This window comes from Pseudomonas sp. ADAK7 (genome assembly GCF_012935675.1).
In the GTDB taxonomy this organism is placed as follows: Bacteria; Pseudomonadota; Gammaproteobacteria; order Pseudomonadales; family Pseudomonadaceae; genus Aquipseudomonas.
This window is the reverse complement of sequence record NZ_CP052861.1, coordinates 6,991,890-7,012,246: the sequence shown is the minus strand read 5'-3', so window position 1 is coordinate 7,012,246 and position 20,357 is coordinate 6,991,890. Positions and strand designations below refer to the sequence as shown.

Genomic DNA, 20,357 nt, shown 5'->3' with positions numbered 1-20,357 from the left:
GTTGCAAGGAATCGCCACCCGCCTTTCCCGCTAGGTGTTTTTCAGCCAGGCATCGAAGCGTGTCGCGCCAATGATCGGATCGACGCCGGGGGTCAGTGACTCGTCGTCGATGACCGCACCAAAATAGGTGGCCTCGGCGTCCGCGATCACCTCGCGTGGGTCGTCGTTGTGTTTCAACCAGGTTTTGACGAATGAGGCGATTGGCAGCCGTTCAGGGCCGGCCACTTCCTCTGTCTGGCGGGTGGGCGGTTGTTCGGCGATGTTGGCCAGGGTCGCCGCGACGTCGGCCGAGGCGATCGGTTGCAGGTCGGCGGCGGGCAATCGGGTGGTGTTGCCTTCGTTGCCGGATTGGGCGATGGCGCCGATGAATTCGAAGAATTGCGTGGCCCGCAGGATCGAGTAGGGAACGCCCGAGGCCTTGATCAGTTTTTCCTGGGCCATTTTGGCGCGGAAGTAGCCGCTGTCGAGCATCATTTCCGTGCCGACGACGGACAAGGCGACATGGTGTTTGACCCCGGCGGCTTTCTCGGCGGCGAACAGGTTGCGCCCGGAAGTCTCGAAGAACTCCAGCACGGCGGCGTCTTCAAATGACGGCGAGTTGGCGACGTCGACCACCACGTCGGCACCGGTCAGCGCCGCTTCGAGGCCTTCGCCGGTCAGGGCATTGAGGCCGGTGCTGGGTGAGCCGGCCAGTACGTCGTGCCCGCGCTGGCGCAGGTTATTGCAGAGCTGGGTGCCTATCAGGCCCGTTCCGCCAATGACGACAATTTTCATGGGAATGCCTCCAGGTTGTACGGTGCACCGCAGGGTGCAGCTGTCGGCGGGTGATCAGCGACTATCAAGCCAGGGCCGAAGCCAGATTCAGTTTAGGACACGGATCGCGGAATGCCCTGTGGCTCGGCATCTCCTTGCCGTGTAATCGGACGAATCGCCTCTGGCTCATTCGCTGTATAGTTTTATATATTACGAAACCGACTTCCCAAGACGTCCTCCATGCCCTTCTCCCTCGTTCACTCCCGATGACCAGCATTCGCCAACGCAATCAGCACCTGATCCTGGCCGCCGCCAGCGAAGAGTTTGCCGCCAGGGGTTTCGACGCTACCCAGACCCGGGACATCGCCGCGCGCGCGGGGGTGCCGAAGGCGAATCTGTATTACTACTTCCAGACCAAGGAAAACCTCTACGCCAAAGTGCTGCTCGGGTTTGTCGAGCCGCTGCTGGAGGCCTCGGCGGTGTTGCGCGAGAGCGATGATCCGGTGGAGGGTTTGCAGGCCTACATCGCGGCGCGGATACGCATTGCGCGGGAGCATCCGCACATTGCCAAGGTGTTCAGTGGCGAGTTGTTGCTCGGCGGACGGCAGTTACCCGAGGAGTGTCGGGATTTGTTGTATGCCGAGGCACAGCGCAATGTCGAATGCCTGCGCAGCTGGATTGAGCGCGGACTGTTGGCGCCGGTGGATCCGGAGCATTTGATGCTGTTTATCTGGTCGGCGACGCGCACCTATACCAACCTGGGCTGGCAGATGGCGCATATCACCGGGCGCCAGGTGCCGGAGGATGGGGATTATCGGAATGCGGCGGCGACGATTACCCGGTTGGTGTTGGGGGGCGTGGTGCCGGAGCGGATTGGGGCGATTGGGGGGTTGATGTTTGCGACGTGATTTGGGGGGGCGGCTGCGCAATGCAGGCGCGAGGCTTGCCCGCGAAGAACGATAACGCGGTGTGTCAGACACCACGCCTTAACCGTAGGAGCGAGACTTGCCCGCGAAGGCGGTGTGTCAATAGCGAAGATGTCGACTGACACGCCGCCTTCGCGAGCAAGCTTTGCTCCTACAGGAATTGGTGTTGGCTGCCAATTTTGTGGACGACGCAATACAAATGTAGGAGCGAGGCTTGCCCGCGAAGGCGGTGTGTCAATGACGATGATGTCGACTGACACGCCGCTTTCGCGAGCAAGCTTTGCTCCTACAGGGTCTGGCAGCTATCCAGCAGTACGCCCCTCGCTAGGGCATCTGGTCCAGCGGCAAGGACCCGGCCGCCGCTCGTTTGTCATACCAACGCTTGAGTGTTTCGGGCAGGCGCCCTTTCCAGCCTGCCACGTTGGTGTAGTAACGGGCGCGAAGATTGCCCTTCGAATCGCTCACTATCAACACCAGCCAGAAGCGCGAGTCTGTGGTGTGCATGAAAATTGAAGCGTTGATACCGCCGAGCCCGCGTACCCACATTTCATCGACTTCGGCGCCCGGAACATCGCTGGACGCCTCGCCCAGGGTCCGCGAACTGCTGCTCTCGACCAACCGTTGGTAGTCGTCCTTGAGCAATGTGCGCAGCGCGTCGTCTTCCTGTTGAGTGCGCACTAGTCCGACGCTGAGCAAATCGTTTTCCAGCGCCAAAGACTGTTCCGATGCCACGTATCGTCCGGCATAAAACACGCCCATCCCGGCGCCGCAATCCGAGTCACTGCCCTCCTGACTGACATCCAGCACGCCGTTCATGGCGATGAAGGTCAGCGCACAATCGCCCTCGGCGTAATGCGCGGTCGTGCCTTTGAGGGTGGCGATGCCATCCAGGTTGCCCATGTTGGCGCCGTTTGCAGCCAAGACTTCGAACGTGACGTGGGTCGAATCTTTACGCCGGGTCTTCAACTCGCCACCGGTCTCTACGCCCCACGGAATCATCTGCCAAGTGGCGTCCCACGAAAACGGCGTGGCCATGTGGCCAAGTTCGGTGATGCGCATTCGATACTTGTGCCGCAGGCAAGAAAGGTTATCGGCGCACTGATTGCGCTGCTTCAGCCACTGGCGCTGGTCGGTCTTCAGCGCTTTGGGATCAGCGACTTTCGCAAGCGTGACGCTCCACAGTTCGCCCAGTTTTTTATCCAGGTTGGAGGTGTAAGCGTCGGCGCAAATGGTTTTTTCGCTGGGGCTGGTTGCGTTGGCGCAATCGAAACTGCTGGCATGGGTGACGGTGGAGAACGCGAGAGGTGCCAGTAGCGCGGCGCCAAGGGTGGTGAAACGAGGCATGGGTAGATTCCGTTCTTCAGGCGGGTGTCGGTAGGCGCGGGGCCTGTGGATCAAGCTTTTTGTGGATTGGCGGGAATTGGGTGGAGCTGCTGCGCAGCCCGACGGGGGCAAGCCTCCTCGCCACAGGCAAGCCCCCCGACCACCGGTTTGGGTGGTTTCAGAGACGGATTTCGGCGGTCGGCAAAACGTCGATCCGCGCCACGGGGCCGGTCAAGTGCGCGAGGTCGGCGTTGTGCTCGGCGATGATGTCTTCGGCGGCGAGGTTGCCGTTGTCGACGGTGGAATGCGCGTCGCTGGCGAGTACCACGTCATAGCCCAGCTTCAGGGCCTGGCGCACGGTGGCGTTGACGCAATAGTCGGTTTGCAGGCCGCAGATGATCAACCGATCAGTGCCCTGGTCTTGCAGCAAGGCTTGCAGGTGGGTCTGGTAAAACGAATCCCGGGTGGTTTTGCGCACGCGCAGGTCTTGCGGGGCAGTCTCCAGGCTGGCGGCCAACTGCCAACCCTTGGAGCCGTGTTGCAGCAGGTCGCCCTTTTCTTCGTGCTGGATAAGGACCACCGGGAGGTTGGCTTCCCTGGCCTTGGTACTCAGGCTATTGATGTTCTCGATGACGCGTTTGATGTCGAAGCATTCGTACTCGCCGGTGCACAGGGCGTGTTGGACGTCGATGATCAGCAGTGCGGTGGTCATGGCAGGGAGCCTTAAAGTAATCCATCAGATTAAGGGGGACGCAACCGGGTCCCTGAGGGCCGAATGAGGATCGCGCGCAGTCGATAATGCCGCAAATCGCTGCTTGATAGAACTGCTTCGTACCAACGTTTTTCTACGCGCGGGAGCGCTTCCCCACCGCCGCTAATCTGAATTAAAAAAGCATTAAACCACATTAAACATGACAGTAATTTGTTATTCCATTGTAACGAGCAATATCATTTCAATAACACCACAATAAGAGTAGGCAATATGGATAGTTTGCTTTAGGGTGAATCATCGATATCGAGAAGTTTCGCCAGGACTGTGACCTGTTTAATAACAGGGCTGCGGCTTTGCCGCTGGCTATCAATGGATTTCAGCCAGTGACTGTGAGTAATCAACTGATCGTTCTTTATTGAACGGGATGGACACTTACACTCCTGATTCCCGCTGATGCTGTTATATCCATTGAGTACACTTGATATGAATGACAACAAAGTCCTGGTCTTGCGCACGTGTGCCAATGACATGTCGGACCACGCTGGCCAGGTCTGGCCTGAAGCCGGGCCCGTGGTGTGCAAGCACTGGCAGCCCAGCAAAAAGCTCGAGAACGGCCTGGTTGGGCTGTTGTGGGGCGAGGGTTCTTCTACTCAGCTAAGTCTGCGAGCCGATGCCAGATGGATTGTGTGCGAAGTTGACGCGGCGCACATCATCAAACTTGAAGAAGACGGCATGATCAAGTTCCCGGAAGCGGAAGTTGTTCACACCGGCACTCAGGAAAGTGCAATCGATTATCTCTTAAAAAACATCGACAACTATGAAACTGCCAACACCACTGCAACTGAAATAATACTGGAATCATCCAATAAACCATTAAACCGCGAATTCGAAAGTCGCCGAGCGCAGGGATACAGCCCTTCCGGTATCGGCGCTAAAGTCGACGCTTCGCAAAAGTTCGAAACGGCTGTTTACGGCAGCACGCTGACCGGTGGCCATCAAAGTTATCTGCTGGCCGGTTATGGCAGCACTGAAACGGCGGGCGGCCAGAGTTCGTTGATTGCCGGCTACGGCAGCACCTTGACCGCCGCCGACAGCAGTTCGTTGACCGCAGGCTATGGCAGCACGGAAATGGCCGGCAACGACAGCGCGCTGATCGCCGGGTATGGCAGTACCCAGATCGCCGGCCAGAAAAGCACCCTGACCGCCGATTACGGCAGCACGCAAACCGCCCAGGACGACAGCACCCTCACCGCCGGTTATGGCAGCACGGCAACGGCAGGACGCGACAGCTCACTGACCGCAGGTTACGGCAGTACGCAGACCGCCAAGGATGGCAGCGCGCTCACGGCGGGCTATGGCAGCACTGAAACCGCCGGCGCGGAAAGCTCCTTGATCGCCGGTTATGGCAGCACGCAAACAGCGGGCCAGGACAGCACGCTGACGGCTGGCTACGGCAGCACCGCCACGGCTGGGTCGGAAAGCTCGCTGATCGCCGGTTACGGCAGTACCCAGACCGCCGGGCACGACAGCACGCTGACGGCGGGTTATGGCACCACGCAGACCGCTCAGGAAAGCAGTTCACTCACCGCCGGCTATGGCAGCACCGCCACCGCGGGTCACGACAGTTCATTGATCGCCGGTTATGGCAGCACGCAAACCGCTGGTTACGAAAGCACGTTGACCGCGGGCTACGGCAGCACCCAGACCGCGCAGGAAAGCAGCTCTCTTACGGCGGGCTATGGCAGCACCGGCACCGCCGGGTACGGTAGCTCGTTGATCGCCGGTTACGGCACGACCCAGACCGCCGGCTACGAAAGCAGCCTGACCGCCGGCTATGGCAGCACCCTCACCGCCCAGGAAAGCAGTTCACTCACCGCCGGCTACGGCAGCACCGAAACCGCCGGCGGCGACAGTTCGCTGATCGCCGGTTATGGCAGCACGCAAACCGCCGGGTACGACAGTACATTGACTGCGGGTTACGGCAGCACCCTCACTGCTCAGGACGGCAGTTCCCTCACGGCGGGTTATGGCACCACGGAAACTGCCGGGCATGAAAGTTCGCTGATCGCCGGCTACGGCAGCACGCAAACCGCCGGTCACGACAGCACACTGACGGCGGGCTACGGCAGCACCCTCACCGCCCGGGAACACAGCTCGCTCACCGCCGGCTATGGCAGCACCGAAACCGCCGGTTTCAAAAGCACCCTGACCGCAGGTTACGGCAGCACGCTGACCGCCCGGGAAAGCAGCGCGCTCACCGCCGGTTACGGCAGTACCGAAACCGCCGGCAGCGACAGCTCGCTGATCGCCGGTTATGGCAGCACGCAAACGGCTGGCTACGAAAGCACCCTGACGGCCGGTTACGGCAGCACCCTCACGGCCCAGGACAACAGCTCCCTTACCGCCGGCTATGGCAGCACCGAAACCGCCGGCTACGAAAGTTCGCTGATCGCCGGTTACGGCAGCACGCAAACCGCCGGGTACGACAGCACGTTGACAGCGGGTTACGGCAGTACCCTCACCGCTCAGCACAACAGCACCCTCACTGCCGGTTATGGCAGCACCGAAACCGCGGGCCAGGACAGTTCGTTGATCGCCGGCTACGGCAGCAGCTTGACCTCCGGCATCCGCAGCTTTCTCACGGCGGGATACGGCAGCACGCTGATCAGCGGCTTGCGCAGTGTATTGACGGCTGGTTATGGCAGCACGGAAACCGCCGGAGCGGAAAGCTCCTTGATCGCCGGTTATGGCAGCACGCAAACAGCGGGCCAGGACAGCACGCTGACGGCTGGCTACGGCAGCACCGCCACGGCTGGGTCGGAAAGCTCGCTGATCGCCGGTTACGGCAGTACCCAGACCGCCGGGCACGACAGCACGCTGACGGCGGGTTATGGCAGCACGCAAACCGCTCAGGAAAGCAGTTCACTCACCGCCGGCTATGGCAGCACCGCCACCGCGGGTCACGACAGTTCATTGATCGCCGGTTATGGCAGCACGCAAACCGCTGGTTACGAAAGCACGTTGACCGCGGGCTACGGCAGCACCCAGACCGCGCAGGAAAGCAGCTCACTCACGGCGGGCTATGGCAGCACCGGCACCGCCGGGTACGGTAGCTCGTTGATCGCCGGTTACGGCACGACCCAGACCGCCGGCTACGAAAGCAGCCTGACCGCCGGTTATGGCAGCACCCTCACCGCCCAGGAAAGCAGTTCACTCACCGCCGGCTACGGCAGCACCGAAACCGCCGGCGGCGACAGTTCATTGATCGCCGGTTATGGCAGCACGCAAACCGCCGGGTACGACAGTACGTTGACTGCGGGTTACGGCAGCACTCTCACTGCTCAGGACGGCAGCTCCCTCACGGCGGGTTATGGCACCACGGAAACTGCCGGGCATGAAAGTTCGCTGATCGCCGGCTACGGCAGCACGCAAACCGCCGGTCACGACAGCACACTGACGGCGGGCTACGGCAGCACCCTCACCGCCCAGGAACACAGCTCGCTCACCGCCGGCTACGGCAGCACCGAAACCGCCGGTTTCAAAAGCACCCTGACCGCAGGTTACGGCAGCACGCTGACCGCCCGGGAAAGCAGCGCGCTCACCGCCGGTTACGGCAGTACCGAAACCGCCGGCAGCGACAGCTCGCTGATCGCCGGTTATGGCAGCACGCAAACGGCTGGCTACGAAAGCACCCTGACGGCCGGTTACGGCAGCACCCTCACGGCCCAGGACAACAGCTCCCTTACCGCCGGCTATGGCAGCACCGAAACCGCCGGCTATGAAAGTTCGCTGATCGCCGGCTACGGCAGCACGCAAACCGCCGGGTACGACAGCACGTTGACAGCGGGTTACGGCAGTACCCTCACCGCTCAGCACAACAGCACCCTCACTGCCGGTTATGGCAGCACCGAAACCGCGGGCCAGGACAGTTCGTTGATCGCCGGCTACGGCAGCAGCTTGACCTCCGGCATCCGCAGCTTTCTCACGGCGGGATACGGCAGCACGTTGATCAGCGGCTTGCGCAGTGTATTGACGGCTGGTTATGGCAGCTCGCAAACCGCCGGTTACGAAAGCACGTTGACCGCCGGATACGGCAGCAACCAGATCGCCAGTCATCAAAGCTCCCTGATCGCCGGTCCCGGCAGCACGCAAATCGCCGGACACAAAAGCATGTTGATCGCCGGCAAGGACAGCTCACAAACCGCCGGTTATCGCAGCACGCTCATTGCCGGTGCCGGGAGCATCCAGACCGCAGGCGATCGCAGCAAATTGATCGCCGGCAAGGACAGCACGCAAATCGCCGGCGACCGCAGCAAGCTATTGGCGGGCAGCAACAGCCACCTCACGGCGGGTGATCGCAGCAAGTTGACGGCGGGGGATGACTGCACGTTGATGGGCGGCGATAAGAGCGTGTTGACGGCGGGCAAGAACAGCATTCTGGTGGGCGGTGCGCGCAGCAAACTGATTGGCAGCCTGGGTTCAACCCTGACCGGCGGCGAGAACGCGACGCTGATTTTTCGCTGCTGGAACGGCAAGCGCTACAAGAATGTCGTGGCGCGTACCGGCAAGGATGGCGTCGAGGCACATGTGCCTTATCAGGTGGATGAAGCGGACAACATCGTCACCAAACCCGATGAGTAACCCTCTAACCGTCATTGCACCGTTGTAGCAGCTGCCGAGCAACGCGAGGCTGCGTTCGGCCGCGAAGCCGTCGTCAAACCATGCACTGCGGTGTATCAGGAAAACCGCGTGCGCAGGATTTACGACGGCTTCGCCGCCGAACGCTGCCTCGCGTTGCTCGACAGCTGCTACAAGCGCCACCCTCAGATTGAGGGTGGCGTTTGCGACTTAGTAGCCCAGCGACAAACCGGTATTGCGGCGTGGATCGTTCGCGCCGTAGTAGCGGTTTTTGCCCACCGGTTTGCCGCCCAGCGAAGGCGCGCCGACCAGGATTGCCGCCACATGGTTGGCGTCCTGCGGCCCGGCAAATTTATGCCCCCAGCTTTCGAGCAGCTTCACCGTGTCCGGGCTGGTGGTGAAGGTCTCCAGGTTGGTCTCTTCCGGCAACCATTGCTGGTGGAAACGCGGCGCGTCCACGGCTTCCTGGATGTTCATGCCATAGTCGATCACGTTGAGGATGGTCAGCAACGTGGCGGTAATGATGCGGCTACCGCCCGGCGTCCCGACCACCATCACCACTTTGCCGTCCTTGGTGACGATGGTCGGGCTCATGGACGACAGTGGTGCCTTGCCGGGTGCGATGGCGTTGGCTTCCCCTTGCACCAGGCCGTACATGTTTGGCACGCCGATTTTCGAGGTGAAGTCGTCCATTTCGTCGTTGAGGATCACCCCGGTCTTGCTCGCCATGACGCCGGCGCCGAACCAGTCGTTGAGGGTGTAGGTCATCGACACCGCGTTGCCCCATTTATCGACGATGGAGAAATGCGTGGTGTTGCTGCCCTCATGCGGCGCTACGCCGGGTTTGATTTCCCGAGACACACCGGCCTTCTGCGGCTGGATCGCGGCGCGCAGTTTGGTGGCGTAGTTCTTGTCCAGCAGGTGAGCGATCGGATTCTTCACGAAATCCGGGTCGCCGAGGTAGCTGTTGCGGTCCACATAGGCGTGACGCATCGCTTCAATCTGGTAATGCATGCCCTGGGCCGAGTGATAACCCAAGTCCTTCATCGGATAGCCGTCGAGGATGTTCATGATCTCGCAGATCACCACCCCGCCAGAGCTTGGCGGTGGCGCCGAGACCACGTGGTAGCCGCGATAATCGCACTCCACCGGGGCCAGTTCGCGGGTCTTGTACTTGTCGAGGTCGGCCTGGGTGATGATGCCTTTGTTGGCCTGGCTGGAAGTGACGATGGCGTCGGCTACCCAACCTTTATAGAACCCATCGGCGCCCTTCTCGGAAATTTCCCGCAGGGTTTTGCCCAGGTCCTTTTGTATCAGTTTCTGCCCGACCTGCATTGGCTCGCCATTGCTCAGGAAAATCGAGCCGGAGTCGCGCATGTCCTTCTTGAACACGTCGGTGGCGGTTTCCAGCAGATCGACGTCGCCCTGCTCCAGGACGAAGCCTTCTTCGGCGAACTTGATCGCCGGGGCGATCACTTCCTTGCGCGGCTTGGTGCCGTATTTGCTCAGGGCCAGTTCCATGCCGGACACCGTGCCCGGCACGCCGACGGCCAGGTGACCACGGGTGCTCAGGTCCGGGACGACGTTACCGTCCTTGTCCAGGTACATGTTCGCCGTTGCGGCCAATGGCGCTTTTTCGCGGAAATCAAGGAAGGTCTTGCGCCCGTCCGCCAGTTGAATGGTCATGAAACCACCGCCGCCCAGGTTGCCCGCCGCGGGATAAACCACCGCCAGTGCATAGGCCACCGCGACCGCGGCATCCACGGCGTTACCGCCGTTCTTCAATTCATCCACGCCCACATGCGTGGCCAAGTGCTGGGCCGTGACTACCATGCCGTTTTCGGCAGCAACCGGCGCCACGGAGGCGGCGTAAGCACTGAGGCAGCTGAGCGCCAATGAGGTCGCCATCAGGGTTCTGGCAAAAGGTTCGAACTTCATGATTCGGTCTCTTTGTTGTTTTTAGGCTCTGCAATAACAGAGGGAACGCTTCAAGAGCAGTAGCCAGTATGGCTGGGATTGCGTATTGCGCCTCCCTGATCAGGCAGTATGCTGGCCCTCTGTTCAGCTGTTTTCGGAGTTCGCCGGCATGAGTTATACCTTCACCACCATGGCCTCCCCGGTCGGCGAGTTGAAGCTGGTCGCGAACGGTTCAAGACTGGCGGCCATCCTCTGGGAAAATGACAAACCGAACCGCGTGCGCCTCGGGCCGATGACTGAGGCGGCGGACAATCCGATCCTGTTGCGCACTGTTGAACAATTGCAGGAATACTTTGCCGGCACGCGCAATCAGTTCGATCTTGAGCTGGATTTCGCCGGCACGCAGTTTCAGAAAAAAGTCTGGCAGGCGCTGCTGACCATTCCGTTTGGCGAAACCCGCAGCTACAGCGAGATCGCCCAGCAGATCGGCAATCCCAGTGCGGTTCGCGCGGTGGGTGCGGCGAATGGCAAGAACCCGATTTCGATTGTGGCGCCGTGCCATCGGGTGATTGGCGCTTCGGGGAAATTGACGGGGTTTGCCGGGGGACTTGAGGCGAAGGAGCGGTTGCTGACGCTGGAAGGTTGCGAGTGGTCCGGGGCCAGCCGCACGGGTGAGCTGTTCTGACAGCACTAAAACGGTAGCCGTGTAGCAGCTGCCTCGCGGTGCTCGACAGCTGCTACACGGGTTGGCCGTCGTTCAAACCGGGGCGAAAATGTTTTTCATCGCCGCATACTGCAGCAGCATGATGGTTTTCGCGTCGCAGATTTCCCCACGATAAAACGCCTCAAGTGACTCATCAAACTTCCACTCCAGCACTTCGAGCTCTTCGGTTTCTTCCTCCAGCCCGCCGCCATCGCTGACTTTCGACGCCGCGTCATATTCGGCGATGAAGAAGTGCAGTTTTTCGGTGACCGAGCCGGGGCTCATGTACGACTCGAAGACTTTTTGCACATGGTGCACGCGATAGCCGGTTTCTTCTTCGGCTTCCGCGCGGATGCGTTCTTCGGGGTCGGCGCCTTCAAGCAGCCCCGCCGCCACTTCGATCAGCAAGCCATCGTGACCGTTGACGAACACCGGCAACCGAAACTGACGCGTCAGCACCACGGTTCTCTTTTCGCGGTTGAACAACAGGATCGCCGCGCCATTGCCACGGTCATAGACCTCGCGATTCTGACGCTGCCATTCGCCGTTATTGCGCTGATAGTCGAAGGTGATTTTCTTGAGCAGATACCAGTTGTCCGACAGCACCTGAGATTCGATGATGTTGACCCGTTCGGCTGTATTCGCCATCACAACGCATCCATTTTTTCGTGAGTGGAGGCGCATGGTAGACGAAAACCAAAAAGCCCGGCATCTCTGCCGGGCTTCTTTTTACCGCTGGTTGGCGGCTTCAGGCGCCGCGAGCTCATCCTCGTGGGAGGCGAGTCGCTTGCCGTTGATCAACGGCCCATAGCGACGGCTGAACTCCCAGTTGTACGGGACGTGGTCCTTGTTGACACCATTGTCCCAGTTCACCGACCAGGTCATCAGGCCCTTGATCGACAGCCCTTTGGCGTCGAGACGCTTGAAGGCGTTCACCACTGCCGCCGGATTGATCACGTAACCGGTGGCTGCCGCGTCGACGTTGGCGGGCAGGCCGATGACGAATTTGTCCGCCGGGATTTTGGTAAAGCCGCGAGTACCGCTCACCAGACTTTCGGTCAGGTAAAACAGGAAGTCCTCTTTCATCGCGTCATTGTTCTGCGCAATCCAGGCGCCGTTGCCATTATTGGCTTCCTGTACCCAGATCCCGTCGCCGCCCTGGTTGTAGTACTGCGGGGCGATGAAGTCGTAATAGCCTTCCAGCGCCTGAATGTAACCGACGTATTTGCCGGCGGTGGTCAGGTAGGGAAACTCCGGGGCCATGCTGATGATGAAGTGCTTGCCTTCTCCGGCGTAGTGGTCCTTGACCAGTTTTAGCGCGGCGGGCAGGACGGTCTTGTTGTCGGCAAAATCAATCGCGCTCTGTTCAAGATCGATGTCCAGCCCATCAAAACCGTAGGTTTCCACCAGACGGATGATTTCGTTGGCCAGCGGCTGTTCGTTGCCTTTGTGCAGCTCGATGTGCGCGTCGGCGCCACCGAGGGAAATCAGCACCGCCCGGCCCTGACTGTTGAGCACGCCAACTTGGCGGCGGAACTCGGTGTCGGACAAGTTGTACGGCTTGAAGGTCGGGATGCCGTTGCCCTTCATGAAGGCCACGGCCACCACGTTGTAATCCTTGGGCACATCTTGCAGGGCGATGTTGGCGAACTGGCCACGCTGGTAACCGTCACTCGGACCGGCAGGCCAGTTGTGCCAGAAACCCATGAGGATCTTTTTGCCGGCAATGCTCGGCATCAACGAAGCGGCGTCGCTGACAACGGATTTCAATAACGTGAAGTCGAATTTTGACATGTTCTATTCCTTCAGAACGTAGGGGGGATTAACGCTGCGAGTTACTTGAAGTCCACGTCGAACGCTTGGTAGAAGGCGTTGCCGGTATTGGCCACGATCCACACCAGCACGAGGACGTGATGGCCCTTTTTGTTACCGGGCAATTTCACTTCGTGGTTGACCTTGGCCTTCATCTCGGCGGAATGGCTGTAGTACGGAACTTGGGTATAGAAGTCGTCGAAGAACGATTTCGGCTCCAGTTGCGCACGGCTGATGCGCTGTTTCGGGTCCCAGCCATCCTTGGTGATGAACCAGCTGTAGCCACGGGTGACGTGAGGCGCGGTGTATTCCCAGGTGACTTTGAAGGTCTGGCCCGGGTCGACGTTCAGCAGCGGCCAGGCGAACGGACGGTTGAGCTTTTTGCTCAGTTCCTCGTTGGTGAAGTTGATGCAATCACGGGCGTCGACCTTGCCGCCGCTGAGGATATGGCCGTCGGCCGGTGGCACGTCACTGGCGCTGTCGGTTTGATACGGCGCCGGGAACGGGCCGGCGACCAGCGACGGGAAGTTCTTGCCACCTTCCATTTCGTTGACTTGCCAGGTGCCCAGCAGTCCCAGCTCGACGGCCACCGCGCCGCGGCTGGATGGGGAGGTGACACGACCGTGTCGCAGTTCGGGTTGAGTCAGTGGTTTGTTCATGTTTTTCACTCCGTTGATTTAAGAACTCTCCTTCCTGCGGAGAGGCCTTCAACCTAACGGAGCTGCTTTTTTTGTCCACCGACGCATTTGACGCTCAGGGTGATGCCTGGCGGGTCAGTGCTCGCAAATACTGGATGCATATCCAGTATTCCAAGCCAAATCCTACGCCCCCTGTAGCAGAAGGCCTACACCGCAAGCTTGTGATCCGGCGCTTCGCGCTTCAAGAAAGCTGTGCCTTGTATTCCTTTTCATATTGGCCGGCGAGGGCTTCTTTCTGCTGCTCGTCAAGCAACTTGCCGGCCATCTGGAAGAACTTCTGTTCTTCTTCCTTCAAGTGGTGATGGACCTTCTCCGACAGTTTCTTCGCGGTAGCCAGCCACGCCGGGCTGGACATCTCGGTCTCATCCAGGAACTCCATCATTTCGTCCATTTCATGGTGTTCGGAAATGGCGTGACGGCTCAGGTCGACACCGTTGTCGAACTCCATCAGCGGGATGTAGAAATGCCGCTCCTCGGCGGTTTCGTGGGCCTGGAGCTCGGCCTTGAGCTGTTTGTAGGCCTCGACCCGCTCCGGGGTGTCGCCGCTGGTCTGGATCAGTGCATCGGCGTAACCGCGCTGGCGGTCGTGGCTTTCGCGCAAGGCTTCGAAAATATTCATGGGCTGTCCTCATGGCCGCGTTCAGGAAATGACGCTCTTGAGGCTAGACACCTGCGCGCGAGCGGCGGTTCCACCGGTGTTCGGGGATGGAACAATGACGAGGCGCCGGATAATCTCCGGGTTCACCGCCATAAGGACATAGCCATGACATTGCGTATCGAACGCTCGCAGGACCCGACCAACGAAGAACGCGAGGCAATCCTCGCACCGTTGCGTCTCTATAACGCCGCGCAAGCGGGGCCAGCCAGTCCGCAACCGATTGCGTTGCTGGTGCGTGACGACAAGGGCGAGATTCTTGGCGGGCTTTATGGCCGGGTGTTTTATCAGTGGCTGTTTATCGAGTTGCTGTCCGTGCCGGAACAGGCTCGGGGACAGGGCTTGGGCTCGACACTGATGCACATGGCCGAAGAGCTGGCGCGGGAGAAGGAATGCGTGGGGATCTGGCTCGACACCTTCGATTTCCAGGCACCGGATTTCTACAAAAAACTGGGCTATCGCGAATTCGGCCACATCGCTGATTATCCGCCGGGGCACCAGCGCCACTTCTTACAGAAGCGCCTGACGCCGGCGTAATGCACAAGCTTCTGTAGGAGCGAGCGGTGCGACGATCCGACTTGCCCGCGAAGGCGGCAGAACATACATACCGCGTTATCGTTCTTCGCGAGCAAGCTTCGCTCCTACAGAAAATCCACTGCTACAAACAGGTCGCCAACGCCGCCAACCGGCGCTTGGCCACGAAATCATCGTGCTGCGCGTAGTAATTCAACTCGGTTCCGGAAGCATCGCTGCTCAAGTCCACGAAGGACTCCGCCGAACGCGTATAAACCGTCGAACCGCCCTTCTTGCCCGGTTGCAGATAAGCCCCGGCATCCACTCCGAACACCGCTTCGTCCTGCCAGGCGAATTGCACGCACTGGGCAACGACTTTTTCCGGTTTGTCCGAGTTCAAGACTTTGGTCGGGGCCTTGGTGCGGGAGTCATCCATCGCCGAGCCGGCGCATCCCGCCAGCAGGGTGGCGGCCAGCGCCACCATCAGAATTCGCATTGTGTTCGCTCATCAATAAAAAGCGGACTGTATCACCGTGGCGCGGCGTATCGTTCTGCTTTACTTCATTTATAGCGCGACACCACGTGACGATTCGCGCACCCTGTCGCGCATTAAACAGCGCACATGACATCTTTTTCTGGAAATCCACATGACACCCAACGCCGAATACTACAAACCGACCGCCGAATACGCTGACAAGCTGATCAGCCAGATCGGTCAGACCCCGTCCTGGATCGCCAAGCGCATCGGCGTCACCGACAAGCGGATTCGCTACATCCTCGACGGCGAAAGAACCGTCAAGGGCGAAACCACGCCGATCCAGATGACCTACCCCGAGCAATTCGCCCTCGAGTGCCTGGCCGCCGCGGCCAAGGCCAAGAAGCAGTCTTCGTAACCCGGCCTTCAAGGAGCGACCATGGCAGCCACCGAACAGCAACACGAGCAGGCGCTGAAGAAGTTTCTCGATGAGCGCCCCGAGCTGCGTCACGAACTCGACAACCTCAACCCGCTGCTCGCCCAGGCCAAGGGTGAAACCCCGGCCCAATACCGCGACGAGCGCTTGCACGAAGCCTTCGAAGCCGAGGCCGAGCGCCTGGATTTGTTCGCCTGGGAACTGACCCTGCAACTGACCGCCGCCACCGCCGAGGACTATCAGGCCCAGCGCATGGAAGTGCATAAGGAAGTGGCGGAAATGGCCGGCATGGACTGGCTGGACTATTGCGAGTTATATGGATTGAGCAAGTGACCATTACGGTCGCTGCCTGAGGACGACCTGCCCCGATGCTGCCATCCGCCTCCTCCCACCGGGCCAGCCCCGGTCATCTGCATGTCCAGAAATGGCGCGGGCGCATCGGCATGTCGCTGGTGGCCGCACTGTCGGTGCTCGCCGGCATGACCGACGCCATCGGCTTCATGGCCAGCGGCGACTTTGTCTCGTTCATGAGCGGCAACACCACCCGGCTCGCTGTCGCGATCAGCGATGGCGACCTGGGGCTGACATTGCGCCTGTTGATCCTGGTGGCGACATTCATCATCGGTAATGCGCTGGGCATTGTCGTCAGCCGACTCGGTGGGCGCCGGGCATTGCCGTTGCTGCTGTGCATCGCCACCCTGCTTTGCGGCGCGGCTGCCTGGCCCTATGACGACCAACTGCCGGCGCTGCTGGCAGCGATCATCGCCATGGGCATGCTCAATGCCGCTGTGGAAGAAGTGAACGGACTGCCGGTCGGCCTGACCTACGTCACCGGCGCCCTCTCGCGTTTCGGCCGTGGCCTGGGGCGCTGGCTGCTGGGCGAGCGGCGCAACGGCTGGCGAGTCCAGCTGATTCCCTGGACCGGCATGTTCGCCGGCGCGGTACTCGGTGCGGTGCTGGAACATCACTTGGGGCTCAAAGCGCTGTTTGTCAGCGGTTTGCTGGCGGGATTGATCGGGTTGCTGTCGTTGAAAATCCCGCGGCGCTGGCAATTGGGCTACATGCCGCGCTGACACAATGATCGTTCCCACGCTCCGCGTGGGAATGCAGCCCGGGACGCTCTGCGTCCCATTGGAACGCGGAGCGTCCCTTGAGGCATTCCCACGCGGAGCGTGGGAACGATCAGCGAGAGGGAAATCGCCCTTCGCCGCTCCGGCGATAAAGCTTTATCATGGCCGCAGTTTTGCTGATCGAGTCCGTCATGAAGTTCGCCATCGCGCTGTTTTCCGCCGCCCATGCGCCCTCCTCGCGCCGTGCCTTGCTGTTCGCCCAGGCCGCGCTGGCCGGCGGGCATGAGATTGTCCGGCTGTTTTTCTATCAGGACGGCGTCTACAACGCGTCCGGCAGCGTGGTTACGCCCCAGGACGAACAAGACCTGCCCAAGCAATGGCGGGCGTTTGTTGCCGAGCATCAACTGGACGGCGTGGTGTGCATCGCGGCGGCCTTGCGCCGTGGCGTGTTGAACGACGAAGAGGCCAAGCGTTACCAGCGCGAAGCGGTCGCCGTCGGCGCACCGTGGGAATTGTCGGGCCTGGGCCAGTTGCATGACGCGGTGCAGGATGCCGACCGCCTGATCTGTTTCGGAGGCGCTTGAGATGGCTAAATCCTTATTGGTGATCAGCCGCCAGGCACCGTGGTCCGGGCCGAGTGCGCGGGAAGCGCTGGACATCGTGCTGGCCGGCGGCGCGTTCGACCTGCCGATCGGCCTGCTGTTTCTCGATGACGGTGTATTGCAACTCGCCGCGAGTCAGGACGCCAAGGCCCTGCAACAAAAAGACCTGAGTGCCAACCTGCAAGCCTTGCCGATGTTCGGTGTCGAAGACCTGTTTGTCTGCGCCGACAGCGCCGCCGAACGCGGCCTGGACCCGGCCGGTCTGGCGCTGGAAGAAGCTCAGGTGTTGTCCGCCGCCGAAATCACCGCCCTTATCGACCGTTATGACCAGGTGATCACCCTCTGATGTCGACTTTGCATGTGTTGTCTCATTCCCCGTTCGGCGACGACCGCCTGAGCAGCTGCCTGCGCGTGATCGGCGCCGATGATGCGCTGTTGCTGTCTGGCGACGCGGCGTACGCCTTGCAGCCCGGCACCGTGCCGTTCAACGCGCTGAACACTCGCGGCCTCAAGCTGTTCGTGCTGGCCGAAGACGCCCAGGCCCGCGCACTGAATGTTCCGGACTGGGCCGAAGCCATCGATTACCCGGCCTTCGTCGAACTGTCGATTCACTACGACAAGGTCAACAGTTGGCTATGAATTCCCTGACCGTCGGCGCCCGCGTCATCGAGCTGGACAAGGACGGTTTCCTGGTCGAACTGAGCGACTGGTCCACCGACGTGGCCAGCGCCCTCGCCGCTGCCGAAGACATCGAGTTGAGCCCCGAGCACTGGGAAATCCTCGAACTGCTGCGGCGGTTCTACGCCGAATTCCAGTTGTCCCCGGCGACCCGCCCGCTGATCAAGTACACCGCGTTGAAGCTCGGCCCGGAAAAAGGCAACAGCCTGCACCTGAACCGACTGTTCAAAGGCACCCCTGCCAAACTCGCCGCAAAACTGGCGGGCCTGCCCAAACCGACGAATTGCTTATGACCGACTATCCAGCACTGACCCTTGAAACGCCTGCCGAGCACCCGTTCGCCCAGTTCGTGCGAATCCTTGGCAAAGGCAAACGCGGTGCCCGCGATCTGACCCGTGAAGAAGCTCGGGAAGCCATGGGCTTCGTGCTGGACGACAAAGTCGAGGACACCCAGCTCGGTGCGTTCCTGATGCTCTTGCGGCACAAGGAAGAAAGCGCCGAGGAGATGGCCGGTTTCACCGAAGCCTTGCGTGAACGCCTGAAGGCGCCGGCCTTAAAGGTCGATCTCGACTGGCCGACCTACGCCGGCAAGAAACGTCACCTGCCCTGGTTCCTGCTGGCAGCCAAGTGCCTGGCGCAGAACGGTGTGCGGATTTTCATGCATGGCGGCGGCGCGCACACGGCCGGTCGGCTGTACAGCGAGCAATTGCTGAATGAGTTGAACATCCCGCTGTGCCGCAACTGGCAGCAGGTTGGCGATGCGCTGGATAACGGCGGCTTGGCGTTCATGCCTTTGGTGGATTGGGCACCGCAACTGCAACGGATGATCGACCTGCGCAACACCCTGGGCCTGCGTTCGCCGATCCATTCCCTCACGCGGATCCTCAATCCGCTGGGCGCGCGCTGTGGCTTGCAAAGCATTTTCCATCCGGGTTACCAGGCTGTGCATCGCGACGCCAGCGGCTTGCTCGGCGACACCGCGATTGTGGTCAAAGGTGACGGCGGCGAAATCGAGATCAACCCGGACGCCGACAGTCACCTGTACGGCACTGCTGGCGGTGAAAGCTGGGATGAGGAATGGCCGCAGTTGTCGGCGCAGCGCCACGTTAAACCGGCGACCCTCGACCCTGAACACTTGAAAGCCGTGTGGCGCGGTGAGGTGGTCGACAGCTACCCGCAAATGGCGCTGATTTCGACCATGGCCCTGGCCTTGCGCGGCCTCGGTCAGACCCGCGAGCAAGCGTTCGAAACCGCCCAGCACTATTGGGATGCCCGGAATAGATCGATTTAACCGATCATAAAGGCGCAACCTTTGCGCTTTTTGTTCGAACTCATGCGCATAGACTCGGCTCCAACGCTTATCGGTTGAGGAGTCTTGAATATGGGTTTGTTAGTTGAAGGCCAGTGGCACGACCAGTGGTACGAAAGCAGCAAGGACGGCGCGTTCCAGCGCGAACAGGCGCAGCGCCGCAATTGGCTGACCGCTGATGGCCAACCGGGCCCAACCGGTGTCGGTGGCTTTGCCGCCGAGGCCGGGCGCTATCACCTCTATGTGTCGCTCGCCTGCCCGTGGGCTCACCGCACACTGATCCTGCGCAAACTCAAAGGCTTGGAAAAGCTGATCGACGTCTCGGTGGTCAGTTGGTTGATGCTGGAAAACGGCTGGACCTTCGATCAGAGCCTGGGCTCGACCGGCGACAAACTCGATCACTTCAAATTCATGCACCAGCGCTATACCGCCGATACCGCCGACTACACCGGCCGCGTCACCGTGCCGGTGTTGTGGGACAAACAGCAGCAGCGCATCGTCAACAATGAATCGGCGGAGATAATCCGCATGTTCAACAGCGCGTTTGATGACCTGACGGGCAATGACCTGGATTTCTACCCGGCGCCACTGCGCGGGGAAATCGATGCGCTGAACGAACGGATTTATCCAGCCGTTAACAACGGCGTGTACCGCGCCGGGTTTGCCACGTCGCAGAAGGCCTATGAAGAGGCGTTCGATGAGGTGTTTGCCGAACTGGATCGACTGGAGTTGCTGTTAGGCGAGAACCGTTATTTGGTCGGTGAATACCTGACGGAAGCGGACATTCGGCTGTTCACCACGCTGATTCGCTTTGATGCGGTGTACTACGGGCACTTCAAGTGCAACCTGCGGCGGATTGCCGATTATCCGAATCTGTCGAACTGGCTGCGGGAGATGTATCAGTGGCCGGGGATTGCCGAGACGGTGAGTTTTGAGCACATCAAGCACCACTACTACGGCAGCCACAAGACCATTAATCCAACGGGGATTGTGCCGAAAGGACCGAAACAGGATTTCAACGCGCCCCATGATCGGGCGCGGTTGAGTGGGAAAGGGGTTTGGCGTAACGCCTGACAGATGATCGTTCCCATGCTCCGCGTGGGAATGCATCCCGTGACGCTCTGCGTCACATCCAAA

21 protein-coding genes and 1 pseudogene are annotated in these 20,357 nt (G+C 60.5%); 13 read left to right on the top strand and 9 right to left on the bottom strand.

The window, feature by feature from the left end:
* Positions 1-30: 30 nt before the first annotated feature.
* Entirely contained in the window at positions 31-774 is a 744-nt protein-coding gene (locus tag HKK53_RS31995; RefSeq protein WP_169374065.1) for an SDR family oxidoreductase, read from the bottom strand.
* A 245-nt stretch (positions 775-1,019) separates the two neighbouring features.
* On the opposite strand from HKK53_RS31995, the gene HKK53_RS31990 reads away from it, so the two are divergent.
* On the top strand, positions 1,020-1,661 hold the full coding sequence (locus tag HKK53_RS31990; RefSeq protein ID WP_169374064.1) for a TetR/AcrR family transcriptional regulator: 642 nt from the start codon (positions 1,020-1,022) through the stop codon (positions 1,659-1,661).
* Between the two features lie 342 nt (positions 1,662-2,003).
* Here the strand turns inward: HKK53_RS31990 and HKK53_RS31985 are convergent, their stop codons facing one another.
* Together HKK53_RS31985 and HKK53_RS31980 are read right to left on the bottom strand one after the other, a co-directional pair.
* Positions 2,004-3,023 (bottom strand): lysozyme inhibitor LprI family protein, encoded by a 1,020-nt coding sequence (locus tag HKK53_RS31985; RefSeq protein WP_169374063.1) that lies wholly within the window; start codon positions 3,021-3,023, stop codon positions 2,004-2,006.
* A 157-nt stretch (positions 3,024-3,180) separates the two neighbouring features.
* Positions 3,181-3,714, bottom strand: coding sequence for a cysteine hydrolase family protein (locus HKK53_RS31980; protein ID WP_169374062.1), 534 nt, complete (start codon positions 3,712-3,714; stop codon positions 3,181-3,183).
* 483 nt (positions 3,715-4,197) lie between these two features.
* Here HKK53_RS31980 and HKK53_RS31975 point away from each other — a divergent pair, with 483 nt between their 5' ends.
* Complete coding sequence (locus HKK53_RS31975; protein ID WP_169374061.1) at positions 4,198-8,355, top strand: beta strand repeat-containing protein; 4,158 nt, start codon at positions 4,198-4,200, stop codon at positions 8,353-8,355.
* A 207-nt stretch (positions 8,356-8,562) separates the two neighbouring features.
* On the opposite strand, the gene ggt is transcribed toward HKK53_RS31975, so the two are convergent.
* Complete coding sequence (ggt, locus tag HKK53_RS31970) at positions 8,563-10,290, bottom strand: gamma-glutamyltransferase (protein ID WP_169374060.1); 1,728 nt, start codon at positions 10,288-10,290, stop codon at positions 8,563-8,565.
* Between the two features lie 148 nt (positions 10,291-10,438).
* Between ggt and HKK53_RS31965 the strand changes: the two genes are divergently transcribed.
* A complete protein-coding gene (locus HKK53_RS31965) occupies positions 10,439-10,954 on the top strand; it encodes a methylated-DNA--[protein]-cysteine S-methyltransferase (protein ID WP_169374059.1) in 516 nt (171 codons plus the stop codon).
* A 72-nt stretch (positions 10,955-11,026) separates the two neighbouring features.
* On the opposite strand, the gene HKK53_RS31960 is transcribed toward HKK53_RS31965, so the two are convergent.
* The 4 genes and pseudogenes from HKK53_RS31960 to HKK53_RS31945 form a co-directional block, all read right to left on the bottom strand.
* Positions 11,027-11,620, bottom strand: a complete 594-nt coding sequence (locus tag HKK53_RS31960) for an NUDIX domain-containing protein (RefSeq protein ID WP_169374058.1) — start codon at positions 11,618-11,620, stop codon at positions 11,027-11,029.
* A 144-nt stretch (positions 11,621-11,764) separates the two neighbouring features.
* Positions 11,765-12,766: pseudogene (locus HKK53_RS31955) on the bottom strand (chitinase); the annotation flags it as partial.
* 41 nt (positions 12,767-12,807) lie between these two features.
* Positions 12,808-13,443 (bottom strand): lytic polysaccharide monooxygenase auxiliary activity family 9 protein, encoded by a 636-nt coding sequence (locus HKK53_RS31950; protein WP_169374056.1) that lies wholly within the window; start codon positions 13,441-13,443, stop codon positions 12,808-12,810.
* 220 nt (positions 13,444-13,663) lie between these two features.
* Positions 13,664-14,101, bottom strand: a complete 438-nt coding sequence (locus HKK53_RS31945; protein WP_169374055.1) for a hemerythrin domain-containing protein — start codon at positions 14,099-14,101, stop codon at positions 13,664-13,666.
* A 144-nt stretch (positions 14,102-14,245) separates the two neighbouring features.
* On the opposite strand from HKK53_RS31945, the gene HKK53_RS31940 reads away from it, so the two are divergent.
* Positions 14,246-14,674, top strand: coding sequence for a GNAT family N-acetyltransferase (locus HKK53_RS31940; protein WP_169374054.1), 429 nt, complete (start codon positions 14,246-14,248; stop codon positions 14,672-14,674).
* Positions 14,675-14,795: 121 nt separating this feature from the next.
* Here HKK53_RS31940 and HKK53_RS31935 read toward each other — a convergent pair whose 3' ends face one another.
* Entirely contained in the window at positions 14,796-15,146 is a 351-nt protein-coding gene (locus tag HKK53_RS31935; protein ID WP_169374053.1) for a hypothetical protein, read from the bottom strand.
* Between the two features lie 151 nt (positions 15,147-15,297).
* Between HKK53_RS31935 and HKK53_RS31930 the strand changes: the two genes are divergently transcribed.
* The 9 genes from HKK53_RS31930 to HKK53_RS31890 all read left to right on the top strand — a co-directional run bounded on the left by HKK53_RS31930 (position 15,298) and on the right by HKK53_RS31890 (position 20,294).
* Positions 15,298-15,543 carry a hypothetical protein gene (locus HKK53_RS31930; RefSeq protein WP_169374052.1) on the top strand — a complete coding sequence of 82 codons (246 nt, stop codon included), beginning with the start codon at positions 15,298-15,300 and terminating at the stop codon, positions 15,541-15,543.
* A 21-nt stretch (positions 15,544-15,564) separates the two neighbouring features.
* Positions 15,565-15,894: a DUF6388 family protein gene (locus HKK53_RS31925; protein WP_169374051.1), complete on the top strand. Its 330-nt coding sequence runs from the start codon at positions 15,565-15,567 to the stop codon at positions 15,892-15,894.
* A gap of 35 nt (positions 15,895-15,929) precedes the next feature.
* Positions 15,930-16,634 (top strand): YoaK family protein, encoded by a 705-nt coding sequence (locus HKK53_RS31920; protein ID WP_169374050.1) that lies wholly within the window; start codon positions 15,930-15,932, stop codon positions 16,632-16,634.
* A gap of 188 nt (positions 16,635-16,822) precedes the next feature.
* Complete coding sequence (tusD, locus tag HKK53_RS31915; protein WP_054614132.1) at positions 16,823-17,215, top strand: sulfurtransferase complex subunit TusD; 393 nt, start codon at positions 16,823-16,825, stop codon at positions 17,213-17,215.
* Position 17,216: 1 nt separating this feature from the next.
* On the top strand, positions 17,217-17,579 hold the full coding sequence (tusC, locus tag HKK53_RS31910; RefSeq protein ID WP_169374049.1) for a sulfurtransferase complex subunit TusC: 363 nt from the start codon (positions 17,217-17,219) through the stop codon (positions 17,577-17,579).
* Entirely contained in the window at positions 17,579-17,872 is a 294-nt protein-coding gene (gene tusB, locus HKK53_RS31905) for a sulfurtransferase complex subunit TusB (RefSeq protein WP_169374048.1), read from the top strand. Before tusC ends, tusB begins: the two co-directional genes overlap by 1 nt.
* Positions 17,869-18,204: a TusE/DsrC/DsvC family sulfur relay protein gene (locus HKK53_RS31900; RefSeq protein ID WP_169374047.1), complete on the top strand. Its 336-nt coding sequence runs from the start codon at positions 17,869-17,871 to the stop codon at positions 18,202-18,204. The genes tusB and HKK53_RS31900 overlap by 4 nt, the downstream gene beginning before the upstream one ends.
* A complete protein-coding gene (locus HKK53_RS31895) occupies positions 18,201-19,202 on the top strand; it encodes a glycosyl transferase family protein (RefSeq protein WP_169374046.1) in 1,002 nt (333 codons plus the stop codon). Before HKK53_RS31900 ends, HKK53_RS31895 begins: the two co-directional genes overlap by 4 nt.
* 90 nt (positions 19,203-19,292) lie before the next feature.
* Positions 19,293-20,294, top strand: coding sequence for a glutathione S-transferase family protein (locus HKK53_RS31890; RefSeq protein WP_169374045.1), 1,002 nt, complete (start codon positions 19,293-19,295; stop codon positions 20,292-20,294).
* Positions 20,295-20,357: the final 63 nt, after the last annotated feature.